26 protein-coding genes are annotated in these 26624 nt (G+C 72.5%); 10 read left to right on the forward strand and 16 right to left on the reverse strand.

Going from position 1 to position 26624, the window contains the following annotated elements:
* Nucleotides 1-190 precede the first annotated feature (190 nt).
* Together ACIRF8_RS06275 and ACIRF8_RS06280 are read left to right on the forward strand one after the other, a co-directional pair.
* Complete coding sequence (locus ACIRF8_RS06275) at nt 191-1816, forward strand: SpoIIE family protein phosphatase (protein WP_404211357.1); 1626 nt, start codon at nt 191-193, stop codon at nt 1814-1816.
* A gap of 121 nt (nt 1817-1937) precedes the next feature.
* Nucleotides 1938-2288 (forward strand): 5-carboxymethyl-2-hydroxymuconate Delta-isomerase, encoded by a 351-nt coding sequence (locus ACIRF8_RS06280; RefSeq protein WP_404211360.1) that lies wholly within the window; start codon nt 1938-1940, stop codon nt 2286-2288.
* Here the strand turns inward: ACIRF8_RS06280 and ACIRF8_RS06285 are convergent.
* The 6 genes from ACIRF8_RS06285 to ACIRF8_RS06310 form a co-directional block, all read right to left on the reverse strand.
* Nucleotides 2285-3001, reverse strand: a complete 717-nt coding sequence (locus tag ACIRF8_RS06285) for a TetR/AcrR family transcriptional regulator (RefSeq protein ID WP_404211362.1) — start codon at nt 2999-3001, stop codon at nt 2285-2287. The genes ACIRF8_RS06280 and ACIRF8_RS06285 overlap by 4 nt on opposite strands.
* Before the next feature lie 42 nt (nt 3002-3043).
* Entirely contained in the window at nt 3044-4120 is a 1077-nt protein-coding gene (locus ACIRF8_RS06290) for a PDR/VanB family oxidoreductase (RefSeq protein WP_404211364.1), read from the reverse strand.
* The gene (locus ACIRF8_RS06295; RefSeq protein WP_404211366.1) at nt 4117-4998 is read right to left on the reverse strand and encodes a metal-dependent hydrolase; all 882 of its coding nucleotides are present in this window, start codon (nt 4996-4998) and stop codon (nt 4117-4119) included. The genes ACIRF8_RS06290 and ACIRF8_RS06295 overlap by 4 nt, the downstream gene beginning before the upstream one ends.
* Before the next feature lie 65 nt (nt 4999-5063).
* Nucleotides 5064-6989 carry a hypothetical protein gene (locus ACIRF8_RS06300; protein WP_404211368.1) on the reverse strand — a complete coding sequence of 642 codons (1926 nt, stop codon included), beginning with the start codon at nt 6987-6989 and terminating at the stop codon, nt 5064-5066.
* Between the two features lie 62 nt (nt 6990-7051).
* Nucleotides 7052-7858, reverse strand: a complete 807-nt coding sequence (locus ACIRF8_RS06305) for a tyrosine-protein phosphatase (RefSeq protein WP_404211370.1) — start codon at nt 7856-7858, stop codon at nt 7052-7054.
* 52 nt (nt 7859-7910) lie between these two features.
* The gene (locus ACIRF8_RS06310) at nt 7911-11030 is read right to left on the reverse strand and encodes an alpha-N-acetylglucosaminidase (protein WP_404211372.1); all 3120 of its coding nucleotides are present in this window, start codon (nt 11028-11030) and stop codon (nt 7911-7913) included.
* 129 nt (nt 11031-11159) lie between these two features.
* Between ACIRF8_RS06310 and ACIRF8_RS06315 the strand changes: the two genes are divergently transcribed.
* Nucleotides 11160-11609, forward strand: coding sequence for a hypothetical protein (locus tag ACIRF8_RS06315; RefSeq protein WP_404211374.1), 450 nt, complete (start codon nt 11160-11162; stop codon nt 11607-11609).
* Between the two features lie 35 nt (nt 11610-11644).
* Here the strand turns inward: ACIRF8_RS06315 and ACIRF8_RS06320 are convergent, their stop codons facing one another.
* From ACIRF8_RS06320 to ACIRF8_RS06350, 7 genes are all read right to left on the reverse strand, one after another.
* Entirely contained in the window at nt 11645-13117 is a 1473-nt protein-coding gene (locus tag ACIRF8_RS06320; protein ID WP_404211376.1) for a DUF1996 domain-containing protein, read from the reverse strand.
* A gap of 50 nt (nt 13118-13167) precedes the next feature.
* Nucleotides 13168-13833: a LuxR C-terminal-related transcriptional regulator gene (locus ACIRF8_RS06325; RefSeq protein WP_404211378.1), complete on the reverse strand. Its 666-nt coding sequence runs from the start codon at nt 13831-13833 to the stop codon at nt 13168-13170.
* Nucleotides 13818-15083, reverse strand: a complete 1266-nt coding sequence (locus ACIRF8_RS06330) for a sensor domain-containing protein (protein WP_404211380.1) — start codon at nt 15081-15083, stop codon at nt 13818-13820. Before ACIRF8_RS06330 ends, ACIRF8_RS06325 begins: the two co-directional genes overlap by 16 nt.
* Before the next feature lie 120 nt (nt 15084-15203).
* Nucleotides 15204-15815, reverse strand: a complete 612-nt coding sequence (locus tag ACIRF8_RS06335) for a winged helix-turn-helix domain-containing protein (RefSeq protein ID WP_404211382.1) — start codon at nt 15813-15815, stop codon at nt 15204-15206.
* 92 nt (nt 15816-15907) lie between these two features.
* A complete protein-coding gene (locus tag ACIRF8_RS06340) occupies nt 15908-16033 on the reverse strand; it encodes a hypothetical protein (protein ID WP_404211384.1) in 126 nt (41 codons plus the stop codon).
* Between the two features lie 83 nt (nt 16034-16116).
* Nucleotides 16117-17148 (reverse strand): glutamine synthetase, encoded by a 1032-nt coding sequence (glnII, locus tag ACIRF8_RS06345; protein ID WP_404211386.1) that lies wholly within the window; start codon nt 17146-17148, stop codon nt 16117-16119.
* A 141-nt stretch (nt 17149-17289) separates the two neighbouring features.
* Nucleotides 17290-17652, reverse strand: coding sequence for an arsenate reductase family protein (locus ACIRF8_RS06350; RefSeq protein WP_404211388.1), 363 nt, complete (start codon nt 17650-17652; stop codon nt 17290-17292).
* A gap of 147 nt (nt 17653-17799) precedes the next feature.
* Between ACIRF8_RS06350 and ACIRF8_RS06355 the strand changes: the two genes are divergently transcribed.
* Nucleotides 17800-18078, forward strand: coding sequence for a hypothetical protein (locus tag ACIRF8_RS06355; RefSeq protein ID WP_404211390.1), 279 nt, complete (start codon nt 17800-17802; stop codon nt 18076-18078).
* 70 nt (nt 18079-18148) lie between these two features.
* On the opposite strand, the gene ACIRF8_RS06360 is transcribed toward ACIRF8_RS06355, so the two are convergent.
* On the reverse strand, nt 18149-19333 hold the full coding sequence (locus tag ACIRF8_RS06360; protein ID WP_404211392.1) for a winged helix DNA-binding domain-containing protein: 1185 nt from the start codon (nt 19331-19333) through the stop codon (nt 18149-18151).
* Nucleotides 19334-19446: 113 nt separating this feature from the next.
* On the opposite strand from ACIRF8_RS06360, the gene ACIRF8_RS06365 reads away from it, so the two are divergent.
* The 5 genes from ACIRF8_RS06365 to ACIRF8_RS06385 are packed head-to-tail and all read left to right on the forward strand — an operon-like array spanning nt 19447 to nt 24026.
* The gene (locus ACIRF8_RS06365) at nt 19447-19893 is read left to right on the forward strand and encodes a hypothetical protein (protein ID WP_404211393.1); all 447 of its coding nucleotides are present in this window, start codon (nt 19447-19449) and stop codon (nt 19891-19893) included.
* A gap of 40 nt (nt 19894-19933) precedes the next feature.
* Nucleotides 19934-20539 (forward strand): chemotaxis protein CheB, encoded by a 606-nt coding sequence (locus ACIRF8_RS06370; protein WP_404211394.1) that lies wholly within the window; start codon nt 19934-19936, stop codon nt 20537-20539.
* A 10-nt stretch (nt 20540-20549) separates the two neighbouring features.
* Nucleotides 20550-22418: a CheR family methyltransferase gene (locus ACIRF8_RS06375; RefSeq protein ID WP_404211396.1), complete on the forward strand. Its 1869-nt coding sequence runs from the start codon at nt 20550-20552 to the stop codon at nt 22416-22418.
* Between the two features lie 23 nt (nt 22419-22441).
* On the forward strand, nt 22442-23290 hold the full coding sequence (locus tag ACIRF8_RS06380; protein ID WP_404211398.1) for a GAF and ANTAR domain-containing protein: 849 nt from the start codon (nt 22442-22444) through the stop codon (nt 23288-23290).
* 13 nt (nt 23291-23303) lie between these two features.
* Nucleotides 23304-24026: an ANTAR domain-containing protein gene (locus ACIRF8_RS06385; RefSeq protein WP_404211400.1), complete on the forward strand. Its 723-nt coding sequence runs from the start codon at nt 23304-23306 to the stop codon at nt 24024-24026.
* A gap of 3 nt (nt 24027-24029) precedes the next feature.
* Here ACIRF8_RS06385 and cutA read toward each other — a convergent pair whose 3' ends face one another.
* Both cutA and glnA read right to left on the reverse strand, forming a co-directional pair.
* A complete protein-coding gene (gene cutA, locus ACIRF8_RS06390; RefSeq protein WP_404211402.1) occupies nt 24030-24359 on the reverse strand; it encodes a divalent-cation tolerance protein CutA in 330 nt (109 codons plus the stop codon).
* Between the two features lie 127 nt (nt 24360-24486).
* Entirely contained in the window at nt 24487-25896 is a 1410-nt protein-coding gene (gene glnA, locus ACIRF8_RS06395; RefSeq protein WP_404211404.1) for a type I glutamate--ammonia ligase, read from the reverse strand.
* A 190-nt stretch (nt 25897-26086) separates the two neighbouring features.
* Here glnA and ACIRF8_RS06400 point away from each other — a divergent pair, with 190 nt between their 5' ends.
* Nucleotides 26087-26554 carry an RDD family protein gene (locus ACIRF8_RS06400; RefSeq protein WP_404211405.1) on the forward strand — a complete coding sequence of 156 codons (468 nt, stop codon included), beginning with the start codon at nt 26087-26089 and terminating at the stop codon, nt 26552-26554.
* Nucleotides 26555-26624: the final 70 nt, after the last annotated feature.

The raw sequence follows: 26624 nt of genomic DNA on the forward strand, positions 1-26624 counted from the left end.
TACCGGTCACATGCCGTATTGCACACCGAGTGGGCGTGGAGCGGAAGTGCCCTGTGGGTCCATGGCGTTGGACGGGAGCCACCCGGAACGGTGAAGCTGCGCCGACAAAAGCCCCACCGGGCCCGCGCGGCGGTAGCTTGGAGCAGTGGGCCAAGGGGCCCGTCCCGCTCCGCCCCGAGGGGGCCGCCTCGTGAACGCCATCGCCCAGCAGTCCAGGTCCGACGACGGCAGTACGGTCCTCGTGGTCGACGACACCCCCGCCAACCGCTACGCCATGGGCGCCGTCCTGAGCCGGGCCGGGCACGTCGTCGTCCCCGTCGCCTCCGCGGGCGAGGCGCTGATCGAGCTCGACACCCGCCTGCGGACCGGGGCCCTGCCCGACGTCGCGCTGGTCGACGTGGGCCTGCCCGACCTCAGCGGGTTCGAACTGTGCCGCCGCGTCAAGGCGCTGCCCCTGCTCGCCGGGATCCCCGTCGTCCACTTCTCCGCCCGGCCCTCGGGCCCCGGCGACCGCTGCCGCGCGCTCGACGCGGGCGGCGAGGCGTATCTGACGGTGCCCGCCGAACCGGAGGAGATCCGCGCCGTGGTCCGGGCCGCCCTGCGCGGCGCCCGCGAACTGACCGACGCGCAAGCCCAGTTCGACCGGCTCGCGCTGCTCTCCGAGACGGTCGTGGACGTGCAGGGCGCGCGCTGCCTCGTCGAGCTGGCCACCACCGCCGCCGAGGCGACGGCCCGGCTCACCCGGCAGAGCGCCGCCGTCTTCGTCCTCGGCGACGACGGGGACGTGCACGCCGGTCTGTCCCGGCGCGGCGCGTGGGCCGCCGCACCCGACGCCGTCGCACGCGAACAGGCCGCGGCGATCGCCCGCCGCGTGGTGTGCGCCCCCGGCGGGGCGCGCAGCACCATCGTGCCCCGCTCCATGTGGCCCGACGCCTACTTCGGACCCGGCGACGTCCGGCTCGTGCTCGCCCGCACCCGCAGCCGCCACCTCCCCGTCTGCCTGGCCACCCCCGTCGCCCCGGACCCGGCCGGACGGATCGGGCCGCTCGTCGCGCAGTTGGCCCGCGCCACCGCCCTCGCCGCCGAACCCCTCCTCATGTACGAGCGCGAGCGCCACGTCGCCCTCACCCTGCAACGTAGCTTCCTGCCCGCCCACCTGCCCCGGCTGCCCGGCGTCGACGTCGCCTTCCGCTACGTACCCGCCAGCCGCCAGACGGAGATAGGGGGTGACTTCTACGCGGCGCTGCCCACCCCCGCCGGGGTCCTCGTCGGCATCGGGGACGTCGTCGGACACTCGCTCGACGCGGCCACCGTCATGGTCGAGATCCGGCACGCGCTGCGCGCCTACAGCCTGGAGGACCCGCACCCGGGGCGGCTCGTGACCCGGCTCGACCGGATGTTCCAGCACTACCACCCCGAGAGTTCGGCCACCCTCTGTCTGGCCCTCGTCGACCCGGTGACCGGCCGCGCCTCCGTCGCGAACGCGGGACACATCCCGCCGCTGCGCGTGCCCCACGAGGGCGCCGCCCACTACGTCGACGCGGCGGGCCCGCTGCTCGGCCTCGGTCTGCCCCACCCCGAACCCACCCAGGTCGAGCTGGCCCCCGGCGAGCGGCTCCTCATGGTCACCGACGGCCTCATCGAGACCCGCGGCACGGACCTCTCCGTCTCCATGGCACAGCTCGGAGCCGCCGCGACCGAGGCCCCCGCGGCGCCCGACGCGCTGTGCGACACCCTCCTGTCCTGCTTCGGCGCCGACCGCGCCGACGACATCGCCGTCCTGGCCCTGCGGCTCAGCCCCGACGTCTCCCCGTGACCGTCGCCGAGTCCGCGCGGCGACCGGTGTCCGCTCCGCGGGACGAGAGTTGTGCGGCCACCGGATCACCGCGAAGGTGATCGGTGACAGCACCGCAGGACGCCTCACTCACGGAGCACCCATGCCTCAGATCACCGTCGACCACTCCGCGGACCTCGACGGCCGCCTCGACCGGCCAGGACTCGCGGACGCCGTCCACCGAGCCTGCGTCGACACGGTCGCCGCGCGGATCCCGGCCTGCAAGACGCGGTTCCGGCGCGCCGAGGAGACGATCGTGGGGGACGGCGCGGAGGCGGCGGCCCTGGTGCACGTCGAGATCGCCCTGCTCGCCGGACGCACCGAGGAAGCCAAGACGGCCCTCGTCGATGCCGTCCTCGCGCTCCTGCCCGCACACATCAAGGAGCCCGAAGGGGCCCACCTCTCGGTCGAGGTAAGGGACTTGCAGCCCGCGTACCGCTCGGCGCGCGGCTAGGGGGCCAGCGTCGCGAGTCGGTCGACCAGGTCCCTGAACGGGCCGTCGGCCGGCTCGGCACCGAGGATGCGGCGCAGCAGCTCCGCCATCTCCGTGTCGTGGGCGGCGCTGACCGCGGCGAGCGCCGCGAAGTCGTGGACCAGTTGGAGCTGGAGTTCCTCGCGCGGGATGCGCCGCCCGTCCAGCCAGAGCAGCGCCGTCGACTCGGCCAGCGAGATCCACGAGCGCACCACCAGCTCCAGGCGCGGGGACGGCGCCGCCACGTCCAGGTGCGCGAGGATCTGGACGTACGCGGCCTGCCGGACCGAGTCGATGAGCGCGTTCGTCGCCGACGCCGTCTGCATCGAGCAGGCCGCGCCCGCCGAGACCGCGGGGCCGCCGCGCATCAGCGCCGAGAAGCCCGGCCCGTGCTCGTCCACGAAGTCGAGGAACCGGCCCATCACCCGCAGCAGGCGCACCCCGAGCGCCCCGTCGCTCGGCTCCTCGAACCGGCCCGCCAGGTCCTCCGCGGCCCGCTTCAACGCGGCCTCGTACAGGCTGAGTTTGCCGGGGAAGTAGTGGTAGACCAGCGGTCGCGAGATGCCCGCCGCGGCCGCTATCTCGTCGATGGAGACCTCGTCGGGGGAGCGGTGGCTGAACAGTTCGAGGGCGACCCCGATCAACTGCTGCCGCCGCTCCTCGACACCCATCCTGCGCCGCACCCCGGTTGTCATACCGAACACTCTACCGAGCGGAAACGGCGCACCGGACAGGCTCTACAGGTCCAGGACCAGGCGCTCACCGCGCGCCCGCGAGACACAGATGAGCATCGAGTCGTCGCGCTCGGCATCGGTGAGCAACTCGTCGCGGTGATCGATCTCGCCCTCCAGGACCCGCTGTCGGCACGTCCCGCAGAAACCCTGCTCGCAGGAGTACGCGACGTGCGGCACCTTTTCGCGGACCGCCGCCAGGACCGTGCTGTCGGCCGGTACGTCGAGGACCGTGCCGCTGCGCCGCAGCTCGACCTCGAACGGCTCGTCCCCGGCGCCCGCCCCGCGCGGTGCGAACCGCTCCAGGTGCAGGTCGCAGTGGTCGGGCAGCGCCTTCCGCACCGCCGCCAGCAGCCCCTCGGGCCCGCAGCAGTACACGGCCGTGCCGGGCGCGCACGCCCCGAGCGCGGCGGCGATGCCGGGCCGCCCGTCCGTGTCCTCGGCGGCGACGGTCACCCGGCCCGCCCGGTCGCCGAGCTTCAGGACCTCCTCCAGGTACGGCATCGAGGCCCGCGTGCGGCCCCCGTAGAGCAGCCGCCAGTCGGCGCCGCGCGCCTCCAGGGCCCGCAGCATCGGCAGGACGGGGGTGATGCCGATGCCGCCCACGACGAAGAGATGGGCCGGTGCGTCCGCGTCGAGCGGGAACCGGTTGCGCGGCCCGCGCACCTCGACCTCCGCACCCACCCGCACCCGCTCGTGCACCTCGCGCGATCCGCCGCGCCCGCCCCGCTCCGCCGGGATCAGCCGGGTGGCGATGGTGTACGAGGAGGTGTCCTCGGGGTCGCCGCACAGCGAGTACTGCCGTACGAGGCCGGAGGGCAGGACGAGATCGAGGTGGGCGCCAGGCTCCCAGGCGGGCAACGCACTGCCCTCCAGGCGGAGTTGGACGACCCCGTCGGCTATCTCCTCGCGTCCGGTGACCAGCAGGCGCAGGGCGCGGGCCCGGGGGCGCCCCGAGACCGGCTCCTCCAGGGCGGGCAGCGGCCACAGCGGCGACCTACGGATGCGGCGGCGCAGCGCGCGGCGCACGACGAGCGCGGCACCGGCGACGAGGGCGGCCCTGCCGAGCGGTGTGCGGTTCATCGGCCGGCTCCCGTGCGGGCCTCGGCGGCGGTCGCGGCGGGCGAGGAGGCGAGGTAGGCGACGGCCTGCGCGGTGTCGCCCTCCTGCTCGGGGTGGTAACTCCGGCTCAGATAGCGCGGGATGGACCGCACCATCGCCCCGGTCGACGGCAGCACGCCCTGCTTGCCGCCCCGGTGGAAGTCCTTGAAGGTGGCCTTGCCGTCGAGCAGCGTCGGATCGTTCGCCATGAAGAAGCGCGAGCCGCGCTGCCACAGGAAGACCAGCGCCGTGAACGCGGTCGCCCAGGTGCGCACCCGGCGCCGGTAGCCGCCGTCGAGGTGCTGGAAGAGTTCGAAGGCCACGGACCGGTGCTCGACCTCCTCGGCGCCGTGCCAGCGCAGCAGGTCGAGCATGGTCGGGTCGGCGCCGCGCCGGTCGAGTTCGTCCGCGTTCAGCACCCAGTTGCCCAGGAACGCGGTGTAGTGCTCGATCGCCGCGATCAGTGCGACCCGCTCCATCAGCCACCACCGGCGCGCCTTGCCCGGCGGCAGCGTCCGGTCCCCGAGCAGCTTCTCGAAGAACCAGTCGACCTGGGCCGTGTACGGCGTCGGGTCGAGCCCCAGCTCCTTCAGATGCGGCAGGACCTCGTCGTGGGCCTGGGCGTGCATGGCCTCCTGGCCGATGAACCCGATGACGTCGGCGCGCAGCCGGTCGTCCCTGATGAGGGGCAGGACCTGCTTGTAGACGTGCACGAACCAGCGCTCGCCCGCGGGCAGCAGCAGATGCAGGACGTTGATGGTGTGCGTGGCGAAGGGGTCGCCCGGGAGCCAGTGCAGGGGGGTCCGGTCCCAGGCGAAGGAGACCTGGCGTGCCTTCAACGGGACGCGCTTATAAGACATGGCGTCAATGTACTGATGGGTAGCCCCGCTGGTACACCCCCTGGGCCGGACTTGCGCACCACTCCCTACCGCAGCGGCGACACCGTGGCGCCGCCCGCCGTGACGCCCGTCAGCCGCACCTGCGTGCCCCGCGCCACCCGCACGGCCAGCAGGTTCCCCGCCCTGGTGGACCCGGCCGCGGTGACGGAGCTGACCTGCTTGCTGCCCCCGGCGATCAGGTACCAGGTGCCGCCCCGTGACTTCCAGCGCACCCCGGCCAGCACCACGGGCGCCCGCTCACCGCACGCGGCCGAGGTCTGTGACTTCGCGGCGAGGACCGCCGCGCCCGCGCCCGGCGCGCGGAACAGCGCCAGCGTGCGGGGGCCACCGCCCCGCCAGGTCTCGGCGCGGGTGCACACCCACTCCGCCGTCCCGTTCCCCTCGGGCAGCGCCTGGCGCGCGTACGTCCAGGAGTTGACGGAGCGCACCCCGTGCGAGCGGGCCGCGCCGAGGGAGCAGGCGAGGGGCGCCCAGTCGGCGGGCCGGGCCTCGTGCGGCGCCTGCGGGGAGCCGGACGTGAGGTGCGCGGGCACGAGCTCGCCGAGGTCGGTGGCGTAGCGGGTGCCGGTCGCGTCGGTCAGGGCCAGCGCGTTCCACGAGGTGCAGGGCCGGTCGGTCGGGGCGACGGCCGGGCTCGGGAAGGGGGACGTCACGCCGTCCTTCGTACGGGTCAGGCGCTGGGCGGCGCCGTCCGGCGCCAGCAGGTCACGGACGGCCGCGCCGGTCACCCAGGGGGCGGTCAGATAGCGGACGTTGCCGTCGACGCGGTCGACGACGACCGCGCCGGCCTGCGGGGCGTCCGCTCCGTCGACCCGGGCGAAGTCGAGGGCGGCGCCGCTCGTGCCCCGCTCCGGTTCGGCGTAACGGACGATGCGCAGACCGTCGTAGAACAGCACGACGCGCGCCTGGTCGAACTCGCCCGCGTAGAGCAGTTGCGCGGGTCCCGGCGGGGCGCCCGCCGGGGTGCCGGGGGTCGCCGAGACCTGGACGGTCTCGCCCGGGCGCGCCCACACGGCGAGGGCGCGGCGCAGCAGCGCCGAGTCGCCGGTGAGGGAGCCGCGCGCGGGCCACACGGAGAAGTCGGTGCGGGCCGACGCCTGCCACGCCCCGGGCGCCACCCGCGTCAACTTGCCCGGGTCGAGGGCGGCTTGGCCGGCCGGGTTCTTCGCGTACGGGGGCGCCGCCGCGCCGTCCGGGCTCCACCCCTCGCCGGGCAGGCCCAGCAGCGCGCCGCACACCAGGAGCGCCGCGAGGGCCGCGAGGGCTGCCTTGGCGTGCTGGCGGCGGCGCATCAGATCGGTGGGGCGCGCGTGCAGGGAGCAGGGGTCGAACTCCGGGGACGCCAGCAGCGCGGACCCGCCCTCGACCGCGTCCGCCTCGCGCAGCGCCGTCACCACGTCCTCGGCCGTGCGGCCCGCCGCCGTCAGGACGGTGCGCACGGCGGCGTCGTCGAGGTGTTCGAGGCCGCGCAGCACGTACGCGGCGCGGGCCGGGCCGCTGAGCGCGGACAGCCGCTGGTCCAAGGCGAGTTCGTCGGCGCCGCCGGACTTGGGGAACAGGCGCAGCCCCCACACCTGCGGCAGCAGCGGCGGCAGTTGGGCCCGCTTCGGCCAGGCCGCGCGGCGCAGCGGGAGCCCCGCGTCGAGAGCGCCGCGCAACACCCGCAGGCGCACGTAGGCGTACCCGGGGTCGCCGGTGCGCGGTGCGGTGCCCCGCTGGGCCGGGAGCGCCGGGGGCGCGGTCGCTGTCCGGCCGCGCGGCAGCGCCCGCTGGGTGAGGGAGTGGGCGGTCAGCACGCGGCGGTTGCGGCCGAGGCCCGGCGGCAGCACCAGATAGGCGAGCCGGACGAGGCGGGGGTAGTGCTCGACCAGGGCCGCCTCGGCCTGCTCCACGTCGATGACGTCGGTGCCGCCGGCGGGCGGGGGACTGGATTGCTGCACCTTTGACTGCACGTTCAGCAGAACGAGCGAATCGTGGGATGGTCACCGCGGTCCCCGCCGCCCGCGGCCGGAGTTCAGCCGGTGGTCGTCAGACGCTTCCTGAGCGCCGCCACCGTCTCGTCGGACACCCCGAGCCCGTTACGCACGTACGCCTCCATGTCCCCGTACCTGGCCGTCACCTCGTCCCGCGCGGCCCGCAGATAGCCGGGCACGACCCCGATCACGCAGAGCGCCACCTCCGGGTCGCCGCCCTGCGCCGTGAACCCCTGGACGAGCGGGGCGAACGCCGCCCGCACCGCCGCGTTCACCGACAGGTACTCGGCCTCGACCGTGGCGTCGTCCGCGCCGAGCAGCGCGAGGAGCACGGTCGCGCCCCATCCCGTGCGGTCCTTGCCCGCGGTGCAGTGGAACAGCAGCGGGCCCGCGTCCGGCTCCGCCAGTTCGAGCAGCAGCGTGTGGTACGCGGCCTGCGCCGAGCCGGTGGAGACCAGCGCCCGGTAGGTGTCCGCGAAGCGCGCCTGCGCCTTGCCGCCGCCCAGCTCCCGCTCCGCGCGCACCGGGTCGGTGAGGATCTCCTTGAGCTGGGCCGCCGCCGGGGCGACCCCCGCCTCGGCCAGCTTGTCGGCGAGCGCGTCGGCCGTCACCAGACGCACTCCCTCCGGGGCCAGGTCGGGATGGGCGGCACGCTCGGCGTCCGTACGCAGGTCCAGGATCGTGCGGATGCCGAGCGCCGCGAACCTCGGGTCCGCCGTCGGGTCGAGCCGGTCGAGCTGCCCCGAGCGGAACACGAGCCCCGGGCGCACCCGCCGGCCGCCGGACAGTGGGGTCCCGCCCAGGTCGCGGAGGTTGGCGACGGTGGCGGCGGCGATGGGTTCGGCCATGGGCGGGACTCCCGGTGTTCCGTTCGGCTCGTTTTGTCCCGCCCAGTCTCTCCTACGCGCCCGGCGCCGGCGTGAGCTGCCAGCCGCTGAACTCGACGGTGCCGCGCGTCCCGTCGCCGCCGTTCGTCGCGGACATGAACAGGCCCACGTCCTGGGCCGCCGCCGCCCCCGGCACGGGCACGGTCGCGACGGTCCGCCAGGTGGTCCCGCCGTCCGTGGAGCAGGTGCCGGTGTACGAACCGCCCGCGCGGGTCAGCCGCAGCAGCACCGGCGCCTTGATCCCGGTGATCCGCTTGTAGGTGTCGAGCGTCCCGTCCCCGTTCGTGTCGTAGGAGAGCACGACGCCGTTCGAGGGGGTCACGGACAGGTTGAGGAAGCCCGGGGAGCCGGGGGTGGCGAGGGAGTTGCGGACGATGACGCCGGCGCGCGCCCAGGCGCCGGTCACCGCCTGCGCGTCCACCCGCAGCACCACCGACACGCCGTCGGTGAGGGCGCCCTCGCGGTAGACGGTGCCGAACTCCGTCGTCCCCTTCCACAGGTCGGCGCCGCCCCCGTCGATGGCGAACCGCTCGCCGAGCTGCCCGAAGACCGCCGCGTTGTTGCTGTACGTCCTCCAGCCCGCGTCCAGCGGACCCGCCTCGAACAGGGTGCCCTTGTGCGCGTAGGTGACCCGGGGCTCGCCCCGCGGCCCGTACCGCACCTCGACCGTGTACGGCAACGGGCGCAGCGGCTCGTCGAGCGGGGTGGCCGGCGCACTCGCCAGCCAGGACACCGTGCCCTCACCGGCCGGGGCCACCCGGGGCAGCGACGTGCCGTGCTCGGGCGTGGCGTCGATGCCCTTCAGGGCGAAGTCGACGCGGCCGGTCGCCCGCAGGCCGTTGACGTTGTGGAAGGTGGCCGCCACGCGCGCGTGCCCGCCCGGCGGGAACGCGGGCGGCTCGGCGGTGACCGTCACGGCGCCCTGGTAGGGGGCGCGCGCGAGCACGTCCCGCACGCGCGCCGCCGTCCGGTACGCGTCGCCGTACGGGCGCAGCGGGTAGTCCTTGCGCTCCCGCGTCCACGGCTCCTCGAACGCGAACCAGTCGACCTTGACGGGCTCCCGGCCCGCCGCGAGCGCGTCCTGGAGTTCGTCGAGCCACTTCTGCCAGCGCGGCAGGTAGAAGTCGGCCATCAGACCCTGCCACTCGCGGTTGGCGTACTCGTGCAGATTGCCCGGGTCGGAGGTGGCGCGGTCGCCCCACACCGTGATGAGGACCTTGGCGCAGCGCTCGAACTCGGCGCGCTCGGCGTCGTCGGTCGCCATGGTCCTGGCGTCCTGGATCCAGGGGCCGAGCAGGAACGCACGGTGCGTGCCCGTCACGTCGTCCGACAGGCGCATCAGCCGCAGCCACAGCGTGGCGAGGTCCTTGAAGCGGGCCAGGTCCTTGTCGGCGTAGGCGGCCTTGAGCTGGGGCAGGAGCTGGCGGCTGCGGTGCGCGAGCGCCTGGCGGGCCACGTCGACGAGGTCGTACGTGTACGCCTGGCTGCCCCGCAGGTCGCCCGCGACGCCCAGGAGCCCGGTGAACGCGGCGTCGAAACGGGCCGGGTCGTAGGTGAGGGCGCGCGGCGCGTAGTAGGCGGCGCGGCCGGCCGACAGGTCGGGGCGGGCGGCGAACAGCGAGTCGTGCGGGTCGGAGCGCTCGACGGCGTGGTGCTGGTACGCCGTCTCGTGCAGGGCCTGCCAGGCGGCGCGGGCGTCCCGGTCGCGGCGGCCGTACCGGAGGTCGGCGTACCCGGCGAACCACGCGGCCCGGTCCACCTTCTCCTTCGTCCAGGCCAGTTCGGACCACAGCTCGAAGGCGGCCGGGTCCCGGTCGGTGGCCTCCGGCAGGTAGGCGGTACCGGTCAGCGCGCTGTTCGGCTTGTCGCGCCAGGCGAAGAACTTCTCGTTCCAGATGTGCGTGCGGGCCCCGATGGTCGTCCGGCCGCCGAAGTTGGGGATCGTGCCGAACGCGTACGGGGTACCGCCCCAGTCCTTCTCGCGGTCGGTGACGGAGGTGAACCGGTCGGAGACCCCGTCGACGATCAGCATCTTCTTCTTGTCGATGGCGTCGAGCAGCTCGGGCAGCGGGTTCGCCTCCCAGCCGAGGATCACCCAGGTGGCGCCCGGCCGGTTCTTCTGGAGGGCTCTCTCCACACCGCGGGCGGCGTCCGGGACCGGCACGTCGCCGGCGGTGCCGCCCTCGTGCAGCAGGTCCATCTTGAAGGCGTCGATCTCGCCGAAGAGGTCTTTTTGGTGCCCGTAGAACGACTCGGCGACCTGCGCGAACGACGTCGTGCGCGGATCGAGCCAGTCGGGGCGCTCGAAACCGTGCCAGATGCCCTGCGGCACGACGTGCGCGTCGCCGCCGTTGCGCTCCACGAACCCCTTGGGCACATGGCCGTAGTAGCCCGGCATGACCGGCTTCATCCCGAGCTCGCGCAGCCGGTCGGCGATCTTCCGGCCCAACTCCGCGCGCTCGGCGATGAGTGCGGGGGAGAGGGGGCCGCCGTACCCGGAGAGGTTCTGGAGCAGCCACCACGGCTGGTGCGAGGGCGCGGGCAGCCAGGCCCGCGACTCCGCGTCGCTGTAGCCGAAGTCCTTGAGGACCCGGTGGTAGACGGCCTCCATGCCCGCCATGACGAACACCTCGTTGCAGCCGTGCAGGGCGAGGACGTCGATCATGCGCTCCCAGTACGCCCAGCCGGCGAACGGGGCCGTGTAGCCGTCGTTGGTGTCGTTCAGCGCGAACCGGTGGGGCAGGGCCGTCGACCGCTCCAGGGGGCGGGCGGGCGCCGGGAGGGTGCGGGGCAGGTCGAGCTGGTCGCCGTTCCAGGCGATGTGCGCCGCGCAGACGTACTTCAGATACCAGTGGACCCCGGCGAGCAGCACCGCCGGGGTCGTCCCGTACACCTCGACGCGGCCCCGTGTCCCGGACACCCGGAAGCGGTCCACGCCGCCCTGCGCGGGCACCAGTCTGAGTCTGAACTGGTCCGCGTGGTGCGGCAGTCGTCTGGTGAGCACGGCGAGCGCCGGAGCCGTATCAAGTGCGTACGGCGCCGCCTGCGCACCCGGCACGCCCACCCCCAGGGCCGTGCCGAGCCCGATGGCGCCTGCCGTGCCCAGGACCGTGCGTCGCGTTGGCGCGGACATATCTGTAACCCCCAGCGTCGCGGATGGTGCGGCGCACGGTAACCGGGGCGCAGGTCCGTGCTCAACGGTGCGCACGGAGCTGGCGGGATCGTGTCGACGTACCGAATACCTGCGGGACAGGAGTGCGGGATGAGGAAGTTGCTGGTGGCAGGGGCCCTGGTGGTCGTGGCCGTGACCGGGTGCGGCGCCGCCGACGAGGGGCCGCGGACCCCCGGGCCCCCGCGGACGGCGCGCGGCTCGCTGGAGGAGCTGGCGCGCACGGCGGGCTGCCGGCCCGACCTCCAGACCGACGCGGACGAACTGCGTCAGGCCAACTGCGTTGCTGGCGACGGACGTTACGTGCTGGCCACCTTCGCCACCGACCGGGGCCAGGCCGAATGGCTGGACGCGGCCGACGACTACGGCGGCACCTACCTCGTCGGCCGGAAATGGGTCGTGGTCGGCGCGGAAGGAGTCGTGACAAGGCTGCGCGGCCGGCTCGGCGGGACCGTGGAGCGGGCCTCCTCGCACCACTCGGGGAGCAGTGGTGGTGGGGGCGGCGAGGCGGGGCCCCGCTCCGGGCACGACGGTCATCACTGAGCGGGCCGCGCAGCGGCCATGAGGGGGGCGGCCCGTCAGGTGCAGCGGTCGCCCCGGTTGACGCAGTTCGCGACGCGCCGCATCAGCTCGGTGTCGAAGACGTTGATGAAGTCACCGTGGTCGGTGGCCGGCTTGTGCAGTTGCTCGGGGAACGAGTCGACGGCGAAGCCGGGGCCCGGCGGCACGGCGTACACGATGCGCTGCACGAGCTGCGGGATCGCCTTGAAACCGGCCGGGCAGGCGCCGGTGCGCGGGTCCTCGAACGCGACGTGCGTACGGTGGTTGGCGCTGTCGGTGTTGGTCCCGTCCCAGCAGCTCTGGAACCGGAAGGTGCGGACGACCTTCGAACCGCCCGGGCAGATCGGGTACTTGTCCTTGAGCTGACGGTTCTCGAAGCCGGTGCAGCTCCAGGAGGCGTTGGCGTTCGCGGTGCCGTTGGTGAGGGCCTTCGCGTCACCGGTGATGATGCGCAGGAAACGCGGCATCGGCACGACCTTGCTCGTCGGATTCCCGTCGAATTTCAAGGTCACCGAGGAAGGTGTCTGGATCTCCCCGACGTTCTGGTCCTTTCCGCCGCCGTCGGCGCCCGCGTCCGCCTCGGCCTTTCCGTTCTGGAGCCTGAGGACCGGCCAGTAATACGTCGACCTGTCCCCCTGATTGCGGCAGCTCGTCCGCCCGTTCGCGAGAGCGTCGTCGCTGGAGAAGGCGTCCGTCGCCTGATTTCCCACATAGTCGTGCATATGGTGGGCGCCATTGCTCACTCCGGGCGCGACGATGACGTTGTCCGGATTGAATTTGCCGTTCTCGTTGCGTCCGCAGGCCGTGGTGAAGGTGCCGCGCGACGCCGCGCGCCGGTTGCGGGCCGTCACGACGTTCGGCCGGACCGAGGTGATGTCGACGAAGTCGGCGGCGTCGGGCCCGTTGCCGGTACCGGTACCGGCACCGGTACCGGTACCGGTGTTCCCGGCCGGTTGCGAAGGCTGCGCCGGTTGCGACGGCTGCGGCGCCGGCTGCTCGGGTGCCCGGCCGGTGCAGGGGGCCATCCCGTCGAGCCGGGGCGGCGGGGTGCCGCCGGAGCGCCGGATGTCCTCGCCGATGCGGCCGAGCACGGCGCCGCGCTTGTCCTTCAGCGGGCCCAGAACGCTGTTGCGCACGAAGTCCGGGTCCTGGGCGGCGGCCTCCCGGTTGGCGGCGAGCCGCTGGTAGGCCGCCGTGATCTGGCTGTCCAGGGTGGCCAGCTCACCGTCGACCGGGCCGCGCGCGCCCTCGGGGACGTCCGGCAGAGCGTTGCCGACGTCCGGACAGTCGATCGTGGCCACTTGTCGTTGCTGTGCTTGCTGCGCTTGCTGTCGCGGTGTCCCGCCGCCCGCGCTCTGCCCCGGGTCCTCATGGGCCGACGCGTACACGTTGACCGCGGCCAGCCCACCTCCGCCCAGGAGAAGTGCGGCCGACGCGACGGTCATCCGCGTCGTCAGCGAAGAGCGCCGTTTCCGTGAGGTGCGTCCCATGGGACTACGTACGCAACGCGAGGCGCCCGTGTTCAATCGGGCGCCGGAATTCACCGACGCCCTTGATCCGGCCCCTGATCCAGATAGGCGATCACCGCGAGCACCCGGCGATTGTCGTCATCGGAAACGGGCAGCCCCAGTTTGGCGAAGATATTGGAGGTGTGTTTGGCGATGGCGCGTTCGGTCACCACCAATTGCCCGGCGATCGCCGCGTTCGACCGGCCCTGCGCCATCAGGTCCAGTACCTCCAGCTCCCGCGGGGTGAGCCCGCCGAGCGGCGCGTCCGCGGCCCGCCGCGACAGCAACTGCTGGATCACCTGCGGGTCCATCGCGGTGCCGCCCGCGGCGACCCGCCGCACCGCGTCGATGAACTGGTCCGCGTCGAACACCCGGTCCTTCAGCAGGTAACCGACCCCGCCGGTCCCGTCGGCGAGCAGCTCTCGCGCGTACAACTGCTCCACGTGCTGCGAGAGCACGAGCACCGGAAGGCCGGGCCGCGCCCGTCGCGCCGCGAGCGCGCACTGGAGCCCCTCATCGGTGTGCGAGGGCGGCAGCCGCACATCGACCACGGCCACGTCCGGCTCCAACTCCGCCAGCGCCTTGGTGAGTTCGGGTCCACTCTCGACGGCGGCGGCGATCTCGAAGTCGTACGCCTGAAGCATCCGCACCAACCCGTCCCGCAGCAGGAACAGGTCTTCGGCTAGGACAACACGCACGGGATCTCCATGGTCACCATGGTCGGACCGCCGACGGGCGAGCTGACGGCGAGGACACCGTCGAATGTACCGAGCCTGCGCTCGATCCCGCTCAGCCCGCCCCCGGCGCCGATCACCGCGCCACCCCTGCCGTTGTCGGTGACGGCGATCCGCAGACGGTCGCCGGTGTGCGTGAGGTCGATCCAGATTCGGTCAGCGCCCGCGTGCTTCACGGCATTGGTGAGGGCCTCGCTGACGGCGAAGTACGCGGCCGACTCGACCGGCGCCTCGACCCGCCCGACCGGGTCCACCGCCACCTCCACCTCCACCGGCAGGCGCAGCGCCAACGCCCGCACCGCGTCGCCCAGACCCCGCTCGGCGAGCACCGGCGGATGGATCCCGCGCACCAGGTCCCGCAACTCGGTGAGCGCCTCCGCGGACGACTGCCTGGCCTGCGCGAGCAGCGCCCGCGCCCTCGCCGGGTCCTTCTCCATCAGCGCCTCGACCGTGCCGAGGTCCATGCCGACCGCGACGAGCCGGGCCTGCGCCCCGTCGTGCAGATCGCGCTCGATGCGGCGCAGCTCGGCCGCCGAGGTGTCCACGGCGTCCCGCCGCGTCTCGGTCAACACCCGTACGCGCTCCTCAAGTTCACCGGCTGCGGGCGCGAGCACGTACCGGGTCAGCAGGAAGTGGCCCCGCAGCAGCGCGGGCGCGAGGAACAGGCCGGTGACCAGCAGCGCCGTGGCGAGCAGCGCGGCCAGCAGGGCCGTGCCCTGGCCGCCGACCGGCACGAACCCGTACCACCAGCCGACATGGGTGCCGTCCGTGAAGACCCGCCACAGCCCGGCCGCGAGCGCGTACCCCTCGACCGGGTAGAGGATCAGCGCCGCGGGCAGCAGGGCGGTGACGAACCCGGCCGTCATGTCGACGAGCAGCCAGCGCAGGTCCCGCCAGGTCGCCGGGTCCGTGAGCAGCACCCGGCACCGCTCGACCCGCCCGACGACACCGCCGCGCGGATCGTCCGGAAACGGCCGGTACGTCGCCGGTATCCGCACCCCGCACCACTCGGCGGCGACGGCCCGCCGCCAGTTCGCCCAGTGCCGTACGAGGCCGAGCACCCACGGCGTGGTCAGGGCGCCGACCCCGACCACGACGAGCACGATCGACAGCACCGACAGCAGGAACAAGGTGAGCGACCCGGCGAGTCCCGCCACGGCGACCCACAGCCCCCGCAGCCCGGCCGACACTGCTCCGCGCACCCTCGTACCCATACGTGTACTCCGTCCGTCCCGTCAGCCGTACACCTCACAGTGTGGCCGGTGGCGCGGACCGGGTCAGTGGGATCCGCACCCGTGCCGGGGTGGTGCTGGGTACACCCCGGCGCCGGGCGCTCAGTCGCCGGTGGGCGGCGCGTACTTGTATCCGACGCGGCGCACCGTCTGGATCGTCCGGCGGTGCTCGGCGCCCAGCTTGCGGCGCAGCCGGGCGATGTGGACGTCGACCGTGCGGCCGTCGCCGACGTGCCCGTACCCCCACACCGTGGTGACGAGCTGGTCGCGGGTGTGCACGCGGTGCGGATGCGCGACGAGATGGGCGAGCAGCTCGAACTCCAGGTAGGTGAGGTCGAGTCGGCGCCCGCGCACGCTGGCGATGCGCTGCGCGTCGTCGATCCGGATGAGCGCGTCCCGCGCCGCGGCCACGGGAGCGGCGGGCCCCGCGTCCTCCACGGGGCCGGGCGCGGTCGGCAGCAGCGACTGCTGGTCGGCCGGGACGAGCACCAGGTAGCCGATCATCGGCGGCCGGCCCGGCAGCGTGGGCAGCGTGTGCGGCGGCGCCGGCAGCAGTGTGGCGCCCGGCGGCAGGAAGTCCGCCACGTCGAGGAGGGGGCCGGCGGGGACGAAGGAGGCGGCGGGCGCCACCTCGTCCCGGTCGACGGCGCGCAGCCGGGTCCTGGCGGGGGAGGGGGCGGTGCGGAGCGAGGAGAGGGGGCGGGCGTCAGCCATGGGAGGTCAACTTTCGCGCGAGAGCCGTCTGAGGAAAGGACGTACGTCGTGCGCGCGGACCGAAGGCCGCAACTCGGTGGTCGAGTGAGGCTTTAGAGGGCCTGCGCGTGCGTCGCGCGGCAACACACCCGGTCGAAGTCGTGGTGCTGACGGGAGGGCCAGAACGGCTCGAGGTCGTGACGACGACCCCGCGCGGTGATGTTCTGGAAACTGGCCATGCCCATATTGAAGCAGATGCGGTACGGGAAGGAGAGGGCGCCCGCGCAAGACGCGGGCGCCCAGGGGTCCGGCATGGCCGGAATCAGACCTGTCCGGCCTTCTCCAGGGCGGAGCAGCAGGTGTCGACGAGGAGCCGCGTGACGACGTAGGGGTCGACGTTGGCGTTCGGGCGGCGGTCCTCGATGTAGCCCTTGCCGTCCTTCTCGACCTGCCACGGGATACGCACGGAGGCGCCGCGGTCGGAGACACCGTAGGAGTACTCGTTCCAGGGGGCCGTCTCGTGCAGGCCCGTCAGGCGGTCGTCGATGCCGGCGCCGTAGTTCTTGACGTGGTCCAGCGGCTTGGAGCCCTCGCCGAGCGACTCGGCGGCGGTGATGATGGCGTCGTAGCCCTCGCGCATCGCCTTCGTCGAGAAGTTCGTGTGCGCGCCCGCGCCGTTCCAGTCGCCCTTGACCGGCTTCGGGTCGAGGGTCGCGGAGATCTTGAAGTCCTCGGCGGTGCGGTACAGCAGCCAGCGGGCCACCCAGAGCTGGTCGGAGACCTCCAGCGGGGCCAGCGGGCCGACCTGGAACTCCCACTGCCCGGGCATGACCTCGGCGTTGATGCCCGAGATGCCGAGACCGGCCTTGAGGCAGTTGTCCAGGTGCGCCTCGACGACGTCACGGCCGTGGATCTCGTCGGTGCCGACACCGCAGTAGTAGCCGCCCTGCGCCGCGGGGAAGCCGCCGACGGGGAAGCCGAGCGGGCGGTCGCCCTCGAAGAACGTGTACTCCTGCTCGATGCCGAAGATCGGCTCCTGCGCGGCGAAGCGCGCCTCGACCTCGGCGAGCGCGGCCCGCGTGTTCGACTCGTGCGGCGTCATGTCGATGTTCAGGACCTCGCACATGACGAGCACGTCGTCGCCGCCGCGGATCGGGTCCGGGTAGACGGCGACCGGCTTGAGGACGCGGTCCGATGCGTGGCCCTCGGCCTGGTTGGTGGACGACCCGTCGAAGCCCCAGATCGGCAGCGCGTCCAGACCTTCGGGAGAACCGGCGATTATCTTCGTCTTCGAACGAAGCTTGGCCGTCGGCTCGGTGCCGTCGATCCAGATGTACTCAGCCTTGAACGTCACGGGGCCACATCCTCAGTCACGGGTCTTCTGCTGCCGGGCAGCCTGTCAACAGGCGATGTCCCATCCGTTGCCCGGGTGTGAACCCCGTGTTACCGCAGGCGCCCGGGGCCCGACCGGGCCGGTGAGCCCGTATGCGATGTGTCAGCCCCGGCCGAGCGCGTCCCGTACCGCCTCCTCGCTGCGGCCCACCACGGCCGTGCCGTCGTCGGCGGTGATGATGGGGCGCTGGATCAGCTTCGGGTGCGCGGCCAGCGCCTCGATCCACCGCTCGCGGCTCTCCGCGTCCCGCGCCCACGTCGCGAGGCCCAGCTCCTTCGCGTCCGCCTCCTGGGTGCGGGTGATGTCCCACGGCTCCAGGCCGAGCCGACCGAGCACGGCGCGGATCTCGTCCGGGGACGGCACGTCCTCCAGGTAGCGGCGCACCGTGTAGTCGGCGCCCTCCGCATCGAGCAGGGTGAGCGCGCCGCGGCACTTCGAACAGGCCGGGTTGATCCAGATCTCCATGGGGCCAACGGTACGCGAAACGGTTCCCGTGGCGCTTCCCGTGGCACCCCTCAAGTAGGGCTTGGCCAGCGGCTTTTGTCAGTGCCGAGCAGTAGAATAGAAGCAGTGTTCGAGAGCTTCGGGGGCTTTCGACTCCGCGACAGGAGGATGCCTGTGCCGGCTGCCGCACCGATGCTGATGGATCTGCCGTACGCGCCACTCGCCAAGAGGCCGCTCCCCGCGGGGCGACCCCGCGACTGGTACATCACCCACAACCGACGACTCAAGGCCATGCGCCTGGCGATAGCCCTGCTCGACTCGGGCGTCTACCTGCCGAACCAGGCCCACAACAAGAGGATCCGCGCCACGGCCGAACTCATCGGCATCCACCCGCCGTCGGACACCACGTGTCACATGGTGCGGACGCTGATGCGGTACTGCCGCTGACCGGACCGGGGCCTTTCGGCACCTGAGGAGCGGGATCGGGGGAGGCCGCGAGCCCCCGGCCCCGCTCCTCTCAGTCCGCGAGCTCCTTCTCCAGCGGCGTACGGAAGCGCGGGGTGACCCGGGTCGGCGCGAGCCAGGACGACAGCCGCGCCGCCTCGGCGGTCACCGCCTCCCGCGCCTCTCGGCCCCCCGAGGGGTCCAGCAGCCGCCAGACCACCTCGCCGTCCGCCCGCTGACCCCACCCGCCCACGATCCGCCCGTTCCACCACACCGTCGGACCGATGTTGCCGCTGCCGTCGAACAGCGCCGGGCGCAGCTCGGGCGGGCAGTACCAGTCACGCTCCTGCCAGCCCATCGCCGTCGGATCGAGGCCGGGGAGCAGCGCGGCCCACGGCTCAGGTTCGACGCCCGGCGGCTCCACCTGATCGGCCACCACCCACCCGGTGGCGTCACCGTCGAGCCGCACCCGCACCGCCCCCACCGCGTCCAGCGCCTCGCGTACGTCCGTGACCTTCCAGCCCGTCCACCACTTCAGGTCCCCCTCGGTGGCGGGCCCGCACGCCCCGAGCCACCGGCGCAACAACTCAGCCCGCGCCTTGCCGGGCGGCAGCTCGGGGTGCGGCGGCGCGATCGCCCACCGGAACCGGGTCGAGGTCCAGGAGCCGAGCGGACGCCCGCGCACCACCCTCCCCTCCACACCGAGGACCCGCATCAGCCGCGACCCCACCGTGTGCGGCGTCTCGTAACTCTTCCCTCTGCCGTACGTGAACTGCTCGCGCAACCGGGGCTCCTCGGCGGTGAGTTCGGCGACCGTGGCCTCCCCGCGCCGGGTCAGCGCGGCGAGCACCGCCTCCTCGACCCGCGCCAGCCACTCGGGCGTCAGCCGCCCGTCGCTGCCGCTCACCATGTCCTTGTGCAGGCCGGCCCTGGCCCGCGCCGCGACCGTGAGCCCCGTCGAGGCGTGCACCGTCGCGGTCAGCTCCGCGGGGAACACGAACACCGTGTGCCGCATCCCGTGCATCCGCACCAGCGTCCGGTCCTCGTACAGGGCCCGCTCCACGGCCCCGACCGTCCCGGCCGGATCGGCCAGCCGCGCGCCGACCGCCAGGTACACCGTCGCCGGGTCCGTGCCGTGCAACGCCACCAGGGACCGGGCGACCCCCTCCGGCTGATCCGCCCGCGCCGACGGGGCGAGCCGGTGCGCGAGCGCGAGCCGGACGCGCCGCTCCTCGTTGCCGATGTGTCGCGTGTGCATGGCCCCGATACTGCCCGAGAGGTCACCTGTTTGCCGCCCTTGGCATGCGGCCCCCGGCCGGGGCACCGTTGACTGAGGCGACCGGCGATGAGGGTCGAGCGGAGGAGCCCGGCATGACGAACGTACGAGGCATGGGCGCGGCCCTGCTGGCGGTGGTGGTCCTTACCGCCGGCGCGGCGGGCTGCTCCGACAGCGACGACGGCCCGTCCGACGCCGCGTCGAAGGCGGCCGGGGTGCTGTCGTCCGCGACGGCCGAGGCGCAGAAGAAACTCGACGAGTTCAAGAAGGGCACCGAGGCCAAGGGCGACGTGGAACTAGGCGCCGCGACCGAGGACGGCGACCGCGCCACGGTGCCGGTCACCGTCACCAACAAGCAGTCGTCCACGAAGTCGTACCTCGTCCTGGTCGCCTTCAAGGACAGCGGCGGCAACCGGCTCGACACGGTCGCCCTCAACGTGGACGGCGTCGGGGCGGACAGCTCCAAGAAGGCGACGGCCCGCAGCCACCGCTCCCTGGACGGCAAGGTCACCGCCGACATCCTCCGCGCCCTGCGCCACTGACCACCACCGGAGGACCGGCACAAGGACTACGCTCGGTGACGTGCCACCCCAGCCGCCCGGAACCATCCCGCCTGCCGTGGGCGTCGTCGCCGTCGCCGCGTCCGCCGGTGGCGTCCGCGGTCTGGTCACCCTGGTCGGAGGGCTCGACGCCGGGCTGCCCGTACCCCTCCTCGTCGTCCAGCACCTGGATCCCCACCACCGCACCGTCCTCGCCGGGATACTGGACCGCCGCACCGGCCTCACCGTCAAACTCGCCGAAGACGGCGAGACGGCCCGCCCCGGCACCCTCTACCTCGCGCCGCCCGACCGGCACCTCCTCATCGGCCCCGGCTCCACCCTCACCCTCTCCCACGCCGACCGCGTCCACTTCCTGCGACCCGCCGCCGACCCCCTCTTCCGGTCGGTCGCCCAGGAGTTCGGGCCGCGTGGCGTCGCCGTCGTGCTGACCGGAACCGGCACTGACGGCGCCCTGGGCGCCGAGGCCGTACGGTCCCGGGGCGGTACCGTGATCGCGCAGGACCCGCAGAGCGCGGAGTTCCGAGGCATGCCGGAGGCGGCGCTGGGTACGGGAGCAGTGGACTTCGTGCTACCTCTGGAGGAAATCCCTGCGGTGATCCGCGGACTTGTCGAATTCAAGAGGCAGTAGGTACGCAAGGATGAGCGAGGCGCCCCGCGCGACGGAGACGGACGAGGAGCTGGAGGATCTTCTCGGCTTCCTGAGGGACGCCCGCGGCTTCGACTTCACCGGCTACAAGCGCTCGTCGCTGGGCCGCCGCATCCGCAAACGCATGGCCGACGTCGGCACCGACTCCTACGCCGACTACCGCGACCAGCTCGAGACCAACGCGGACGAGTTCAGCGCCCTCTTCAACACCATCCTCATCAACGTCACCTCCCTCTTCCGCGACATCGAGGCCTGGACGTTCCTCCAGCGCGAGGTGGTCCCCGAACTCCTCGAACGGCTCGGCCCCAAGGACGAGATCCGCGTGTGGAGCGCGGGCTGCTCCAGCGGCGAGGAGGCGTACTCGCTGGCCATCATGTTCGCCGAGGCCCTCGGCGTCGACGAGGCGCTGGCCCGCGTCAAGATCTACGGCACCGACGTCGACGAGGAGGCGCTGCGCGAGGCGCGCTCGGGCCTCTACGCGGCCAAGGCGCTGGAACCGCTCTCGGCCGAACTGCGCGACAAGTACTTCGAGCCGAGCGGCGCCCAGTACACCTTCCGCTCCGACCTGCGCCGCCGCGTCATCTTCGGCCGGCACGACATCACCCGCGACGCCCCCATCTCCCACCTCGACCTGCTGGTCTGCCGCAACGCCCTGATGTACTTCAACGTCGAGGCGCAGACCCAGATCATCGACCGGTTCCACTTCGCGCTGCGCGAGAGCGGCTTCCTCTTCCTCGGCAAGGCAGAGATGCTGCTCAACGACGCCGACCGGTTCGACGTCGTCAGCATGCGCCAGCGCGTCTTCCGCCGCCGTCCCGGAGGCGCGACCATGCCCCACCAGCCGGCGCCACCCAAACTGCGCCCCGGCTTCGGAGTGGACACGCACAGCCTGGCGCGCAGCCGCCAACTGCGCGACCTCGTCCTCGACGCCGCCCCCGGCGCCGCCCTCGCCGTGGACACCGACGGCACCGTGGTCCTCATCAACCACCACGCCCGCACCCAGTTCGGCCTGAGCACCAACGACCTCGGCCGCCCCTTCCAGGACCTGGAGATCTCCTACCGCCCGGTCGAACTGCGCTCCCTGATCGACCAGGCCACCCACGAACGCCGCGCCCTGCGGGTCAACGGCGCGGAGCGCAGGGTCGGCGAGGACGTCCAGGTCTTCGACATCACGGTCCAGCCCCTGGCCGCCGCGGGAGGCCCTCCGACCGCGACCAGCATCACGTTCACCGACGTCACCGTCGCCACCCGGCTCAAGGCCGAGGTCAAGCGCGTACGCGAGGACCTGGAGACGGCCTACGAGGAACTCCAGTCCACGAACGAGGAGTTGGAGACCACCAACGAGGAACTGCAGTCCTCCATCGAGGAGCTGGAGACCACCAACGAGGAACTCCAGTCCACGAACGAGGAGCTGGAGACCACCAACGAAGAACTCCAGTCCGGCAGCGAGGAACTGGAGACCATGAACGAGGAACTGCGCATCCGCACCGAGGAACTGGACGAGACCCGCTCCTTCCTCGAGGGCGTCCTCACCTCCATCGCGGCCGCCGTCGTCGTCCTCGACAAGAACCTCCACGTCAAAAGCTGGAACCGGGGCGCGATCGACCTGTGGGGCCTGCGCCAGGACGAAGTGCTCGACCAGCCCTTCTTCGGCCTGGACTTCGGGCTCCCCACCCAGCGGCTGCGCGCCGTCGTGGAGGAGTGCGTCAGGGCCGGTACACGGGCCGCCCCCGTGGAGATCGACGCCGTCAACCGGCTGGGCCGCGGCGTCCGCTGCGCCGTGCAGTGCAGCCCCTTCGACGGCCACCGCGGCGGCGTCGTCCTGTTGATGGAAGAAGACCGAAGCGTCGGTACGGTCTGACCCGGCGGGCGTAGGGTGAAGGCATGGAGCCCAAGGCCGGTACGCCGACACAGGCCGCGCTCGCCTGGCAGCGCGCGGCCCAGGCGCGCGAGCGCGCCGACCGCGCCTTCGGGCTCGCGCGGCGGTACGAGTCGCTGTCGGACGGCTCCGACGACACCCTGTATCTGCGCCTCGCCCAGCTCCACCGCACCACCGCCTCCCGGCACCAGGTCGCGGCGGAACTGCTGGAGGCACACGCCCGCCGCGCGGGCCAGTGGGTCCGTGACGGCGGGCCGCCGCCCCGATTCATGACGGGCGTCGCCGAGGCGTGCGGCACCAGCAGTGTCGCCGTCACCCTCGTCGACGGCGAGCGCAACCAGGTGGCGACCGCCTCCTCCGACCAGCCGTCGAGCTCCGCGCAGGACCTGGAGTACGTGCTCGGTGAGGGCCCCGCGCGGGACGCCGTGTGCGCGCACGGACCGGTCGAGGCGTCGGGCCCCGCACTGAGCACCCGCTGGCCCGGCTACGGCCCGGCCGTCAGAGCCCTCGGCATCGGCCAGGTGGTGGCGGTCCCGCTCCAGGTGCCCGGCGAGTGCATCGGCGCCCTCGCGATCTTCGACCCGCCCGGTGGCGACGCGTCCACGAGACTGTTCACGAAGGTCGCGGACGCGCTGACCCGAAGTGTGTTGATCGGCCAGGACGCGGTACCCGGCCTCTTCGGTGGCATCGACTACCGGGCCGTGGTCCATCAGGCCGCGGGAATGGTCGCCATCCAGACGGGCTGTCAGGTGGGCGACGCACTGGAACTGGTGAAAGCCCGGGCCTTCGCCGACGAGCGTCCCATCGGGGACATCGCCCGGGATATCGTCCACGGACAACTGAAACTCGGCTGAGAGGTCATTCACCGTGACGCTGCAGGAGCAGGAACTCGCCGCGGTCTTCGCCGAGTTGGCGGGGACGGCCGCTCGGGACCCGCTCGACACGCAAAACCTGCTCGCCACTCTGGTGGAGGGAGGCAGGAGGCTCTTCGACGCGCCGGGCGCGATCGTGCAGTACGCCCCCAACGGCTCGGCCGTGCAGACCGACGGCACCGACCCCGGCATGCGCGCCCTCGCCGCGGACGCCGCCACCTGGGGCGAAGGCCCCGGCCACGACGTCCGTACGACCGGCTGCGCCCTCATCGACGTGGACGTCACCACCCAGCCGACACGCGCGCGCTGGCCACGCTGGACGGCCCGCGCCGAAACCCTCGGCCACGCCCGGGTGACCGCACTGCCGCTGCCCGCCAAGGACGGCCCGGCCGGCGCCCTCGTCCTGCTGAGCGCACCCGACGGCCGCCTCGACGAAAAGGCCCTGAGCCTCGCCCGCTCCTTCGCCGACGCGGCGGCCCACACGCTCTCGCTCCAGCGCGAGGTCAGCGAGAGCCGGGTCCTGGCCGGCCAACTGGAACACGCCCTGTCCAGCCGCGTCGTCGTCGAACAGGCCAAGGGCATCCTCGCCGCCCAGCACGCCATCCCCCTCGACGAGGCCTTCGCCCACCTGCGCCGCTACGCCCGCTCCCACCAGCGCAAGGTCGCGAGCGTGGCCCAGGACATCATCGAGGGCCGCCCCATCCCCATGGAGCCGTAGACCTCAGACGGGCCGCGTCTGCTCGACCACCCAGGCCGCGTACGAGGGAGCGGCGCGCAGGGCGGCCACGATGACGCAGGGAACCTCGTACGGGTGCTGCTCCTCGACGCGCCGCATGATCTCGGGCACCCGCTCGGCACTGGTGTGCAGCGACACATGCGCCTCGCCGTCCTCATGCACGTCGCCCTGCCACCGGTAGACGGCCTTGATCGACTCCGTGATGTGCCCACAGGCACAGAGCCGGTCGTCCACCAACTGCCGCACGAACCCCGCCAGCCACGCGCTGTCCGGCGCGGTGACGGTCACCGTACAGATCTCGGTATCGCCGCCCATCCCGGCCTCCTCTTCTCACGTCCCTCATGACTGTGGGCCGTGCCCCTCCTCGTCGGCATCCGACGGAGGGGGCACGGCCCACAGCTTAGGCAGGGGGGAGAGCGGGCGGCTCTGACCTGCGGCGTTCTTAGATGTCGAAGTACAGCTCGAACTCGTGCGGGTGCGGCCGGAGCTGGATCGGGGCGATCTCGTTCGTGCGCTTGTAGTCGATCCACGTCTCGATCAGGTCGGACGTGAAGACGCCGCCGGCCTGGAGGTACTCGTTGTCCGCCTCCAGGGCGTCGAGGACCGCGGGGAGCGAGGTCGGGACCTGCTGGACGTTGGCGTGCTCCTCGGGAGCCAGCTCGTAGAGGTCCTTGTCGATCGGCTCGGCCGGCTCGATCTTGTTCTTCACGCCGTCGAGGCCCGCCATGAGCAGCGCCGAGAAGGCGAGGTACGGGTTCGAGGACGGGTCCGGGGCGCGGAACTCGACGCGCTTGGCCTTCGGGTTCGAGCCCGTGATCGGGATACGCATGGCCGCGGAGCGGTTGCGCTGCGAGTAGACCATGTTGACCGGGGCCTCGAAGCCGGGGACCAGGCGGTGGTAGGAGTTCACCGTCGGGTTGGTGAAGGCGAGGAGCGACGGGGCGTGCTTGAGGATGCCGCCGATGTAGTAGCGCGCCATGTCGGAGAGGCCCGCGTAGCCCTGCTCGTCGTAGAACAGCGGGTCGCCGCCGGACCACAGGGACTGGTGGACGTGCATGCCCGAGCCGTTGTCGCCGAAGATCGGCTTCGGCATGAAGGTCGCGGTCTTGCCGTTGCGCCACGCGACGTTCTTCACGATGTACTTGAAGAGCATCAGGTCGTCGGCGGCGGCGAGCAGCGTGTTGAACTTGTAGTTGATCTCCGCCTGGCCGGCCGTGCCGACCTCGTGGTGCTGGCGCTCGACCTGGAGGCCGTTCTTGTCCAGTTCGAGGGAGATCTCGGCGCGCAGGTCGGCGAAGTGGTCGACCGGCGGGGCCGGGAAGTAACCGCCCTTGTAGCGGACCTTGTAGCCGCGGTTGTTCTCGACGGCGCCGGTGTTCCAGGCGCCCGCCTCGGAGTCGATCTCGTAGAGCGAGCGGTTGGCGGAGGTCTCGAAGCGGACCGAGTCGAAGACGTAGAACTCGGCCTCGGGGCCGAAGTACGCGGTGTCGGCGATGCCGGTGGAGGCGAGGTAGGCCTCGGCCTTCTTCGCCACGTTGCGCGGGTCACGGGAGTACTGCTCGCCCGTGATCGGGTCGTGGATGAAGAAGTTGATGTTGACCGTCTTGTCGCGGCGGAACGGGTCGACGCGCGCGGTGGACAGGTCTGCGCGGAGCGCCATGTCGGACTCGTGGATGGCCTGGAAGCCGCGGATCGACGAGCCGTCGAAGGCCAGCTCCTCGGCCGGGTCGAACGCCGAAGCCGGCACCGTGAAGTGCTGCATCACACCCGGCAGGTCGCAGAAGCGGACGTCTACGAACTTGACGTCCTCGTCCGCGATGAACTTCTTGGCGTCATCGGCGTTCTGGAACATCCAACTCCTCCTACTCCCACCCGGGGAGGGGCGGGGTTTGCAGCTCGGTGGTGCGGCCAGTGCGGTGGCACACGCTGGACCTGACCATAGGCAGACGTGGTTTCTCAAGCATGACCCATTTGTTTCGCCGAAGTTAACCGGGCGAGGGGGGCCGGACGGGCGGCGGGGTCGGGCGCAGTACCGTGGACGGGTGGACATCAGGGAAGCAATGGGATCGTGGCTGTCCGGGCCCCGCGAGGCCCTGGAACAGTCGGGCGCGGACTTCGGATACCGCGGGCAGCAGCTCGGTCTGCCCGAGCACGGCCCCGGCTCCGTCGCCCGCCCCGGCCGGCGCGTCGGAGCCCTCGCCGTGGACTGGGCGCTGTGCATGCTGATCGCATACGGCCTGGTCACGCACCGCTATGGGCAGGCCACGGGGAACTGGGCGCTCCTCATCTTCCTGCTGCTCGGCATCCTCACCGTCGGCACCATCGGCTGCACGCCGGGAAAGCGCCTCTTCGGTCTGCGGGTGGTCTCCGAGTCGGGCGGGCGGCTCGGCATCGGCCGGGTCGTCGTGCGCACCGTGCTGCTGTGCCTGGCGATCCCGGCGCTGATCTGGGACCGGGACGGCCGCGGACTGCACGACCGCATCGCGCGTTCGGTGGAGGTCCGTATCTGAGCGTGCGGACCGCGTACACGAAGAAGGCGCCCCGAGCTGAGCAGCTCGGGGCGCCTTCTCGCAGGTCGGG

Source organism: Streptomyces sp. NPDC102406, from assembly GCF_044765725.1.
Taxonomy (GTDB): domain Bacteria; phylum Actinomycetota; class Actinomycetes; order Streptomycetales; family Streptomycetaceae; genus Streptomyces.

What these genes read in the sequence shown, in the direction of transcription:
- ACIRF8_RS06375 (WP_404211396.1), top strand. Translation starts at nt 20,550, where the DNA reads ATGAGCGAGGCGCCCCGCGCGACGGAGACGGACGAGGAGCTGGAGGAT.
- ACIRF8_RS06285 (WP_404211362.1), bottom strand. Translation starts at nt 3,001, where the DNA reads ATGACAACCGGGGTGCGGCGCAGGATGGGTGTCGAGGAGCGGCGGCAG.
- ACIRF8_RS06295 (WP_404211366.1), bottom strand. Translation starts at nt 4,998, where the DNA reads ATGTCTTATAAGCGCGTCCCGTTGAAGGCACGCCAGGTCTCCTTCGCC.
- ACIRF8_RS06335 (WP_404211382.1), bottom strand. Translation starts at nt 15,815, where the DNA reads ATGGCTGACGCCCGCCCCCTCTCCTCGCTCCGCACCGCCCCCTCCCCC.
- ACIRF8_RS06330 (WP_404211380.1), bottom strand. Translation starts at nt 15,083, where the DNA reads ATGGGTACGAGGGTGCGCGGAGCAGTGTCGGCCGGGCTGCGGGGGCTG.
- ACIRF8_RS06380 (WP_404211398.1), top strand. Translation starts at nt 22,442, where the DNA reads ATGGAGCCCAAGGCCGGTACGCCGACACAGGCCGCGCTCGCCTGGCAG.
- ACIRF8_RS06320 (WP_404211376.1), bottom strand. Translation starts at nt 13,117, where the DNA reads ATGGGACGCACCTCACGGAAACGGCGCTCTTCGCTGACGACGCGGATG.
- ACIRF8_RS06355 (WP_404211390.1), top strand. Translation starts at nt 17,800, where the DNA reads ATGCCTGTGCCGGCTGCCGCACCGATGCTGATGGATCTGCCGTACGCG.
- ACIRF8_RS06290 (WP_404211364.1), bottom strand. Translation starts at nt 4,120, where the DNA reads ATGAACCGCACACCGCTCGGCAGGGCCGCCCTCGTCGCCGGTGCCGCG.
- cutA (WP_404211402.1), bottom strand. Translation starts at nt 24,359, where the DNA reads ATGGGCGGCGATACCGAGATCTGTACGGTGACCGTCACCGCGCCGGAC.
- ACIRF8_RS06315 (WP_404211374.1), top strand. Translation starts at nt 11,160, where the DNA reads ATGAGGAAGTTGCTGGTGGCAGGGGCCCTGGTGGTCGTGGCCGTGACC.
- ACIRF8_RS06305 (WP_404211370.1), bottom strand. Translation starts at nt 7,858, where the DNA reads ATGGCCGAACCCATCGCCGCCGCCACCGTCGCCAACCTCCGCGACCTG.
- ACIRF8_RS06350 (WP_404211388.1), bottom strand. Translation starts at nt 17,652, where the DNA reads ATGGAGATCTGGATCAACCCGGCCTGTTCGAAGTGCCGCGGCGCGCTC.
- ACIRF8_RS06365 (WP_404211393.1), top strand. Translation starts at nt 19,447, where the DNA reads ATGACGAACGTACGAGGCATGGGCGCGGCCCTGCTGGCGGTGGTGGTC.
- ACIRF8_RS06280 (WP_404211360.1), top strand. Translation starts at nt 1,938, where the DNA reads ATGCCTCAGATCACCGTCGACCACTCCGCGGACCTCGACGGCCGCCTC.
- ACIRF8_RS06340 (WP_404211384.1), bottom strand. Translation starts at nt 16,033, where the DNA reads ATGGCCAGTTTCCAGAACATCACCGCGCGGGGTCGTCGTCACGACCTC.
- ACIRF8_RS06310 (WP_404211372.1), bottom strand. Translation starts at nt 11,030, where the DNA reads ATGTCCGCGCCAACGCGACGCACGGTCCTGGGCACGGCAGGCGCCATC.
- ACIRF8_RS06360 (WP_404211392.1), bottom strand. Translation starts at nt 19,333, where the DNA reads ATGCACACGCGACACATCGGCAACGAGGAGCGGCGCGTCCGGCTCGCG.
- glnA (WP_404211404.1), bottom strand. Translation starts at nt 25,896, where the DNA reads ATGTTCCAGAACGCCGATGACGCCAAGAAGTTCATCGCGGACGAGGAC.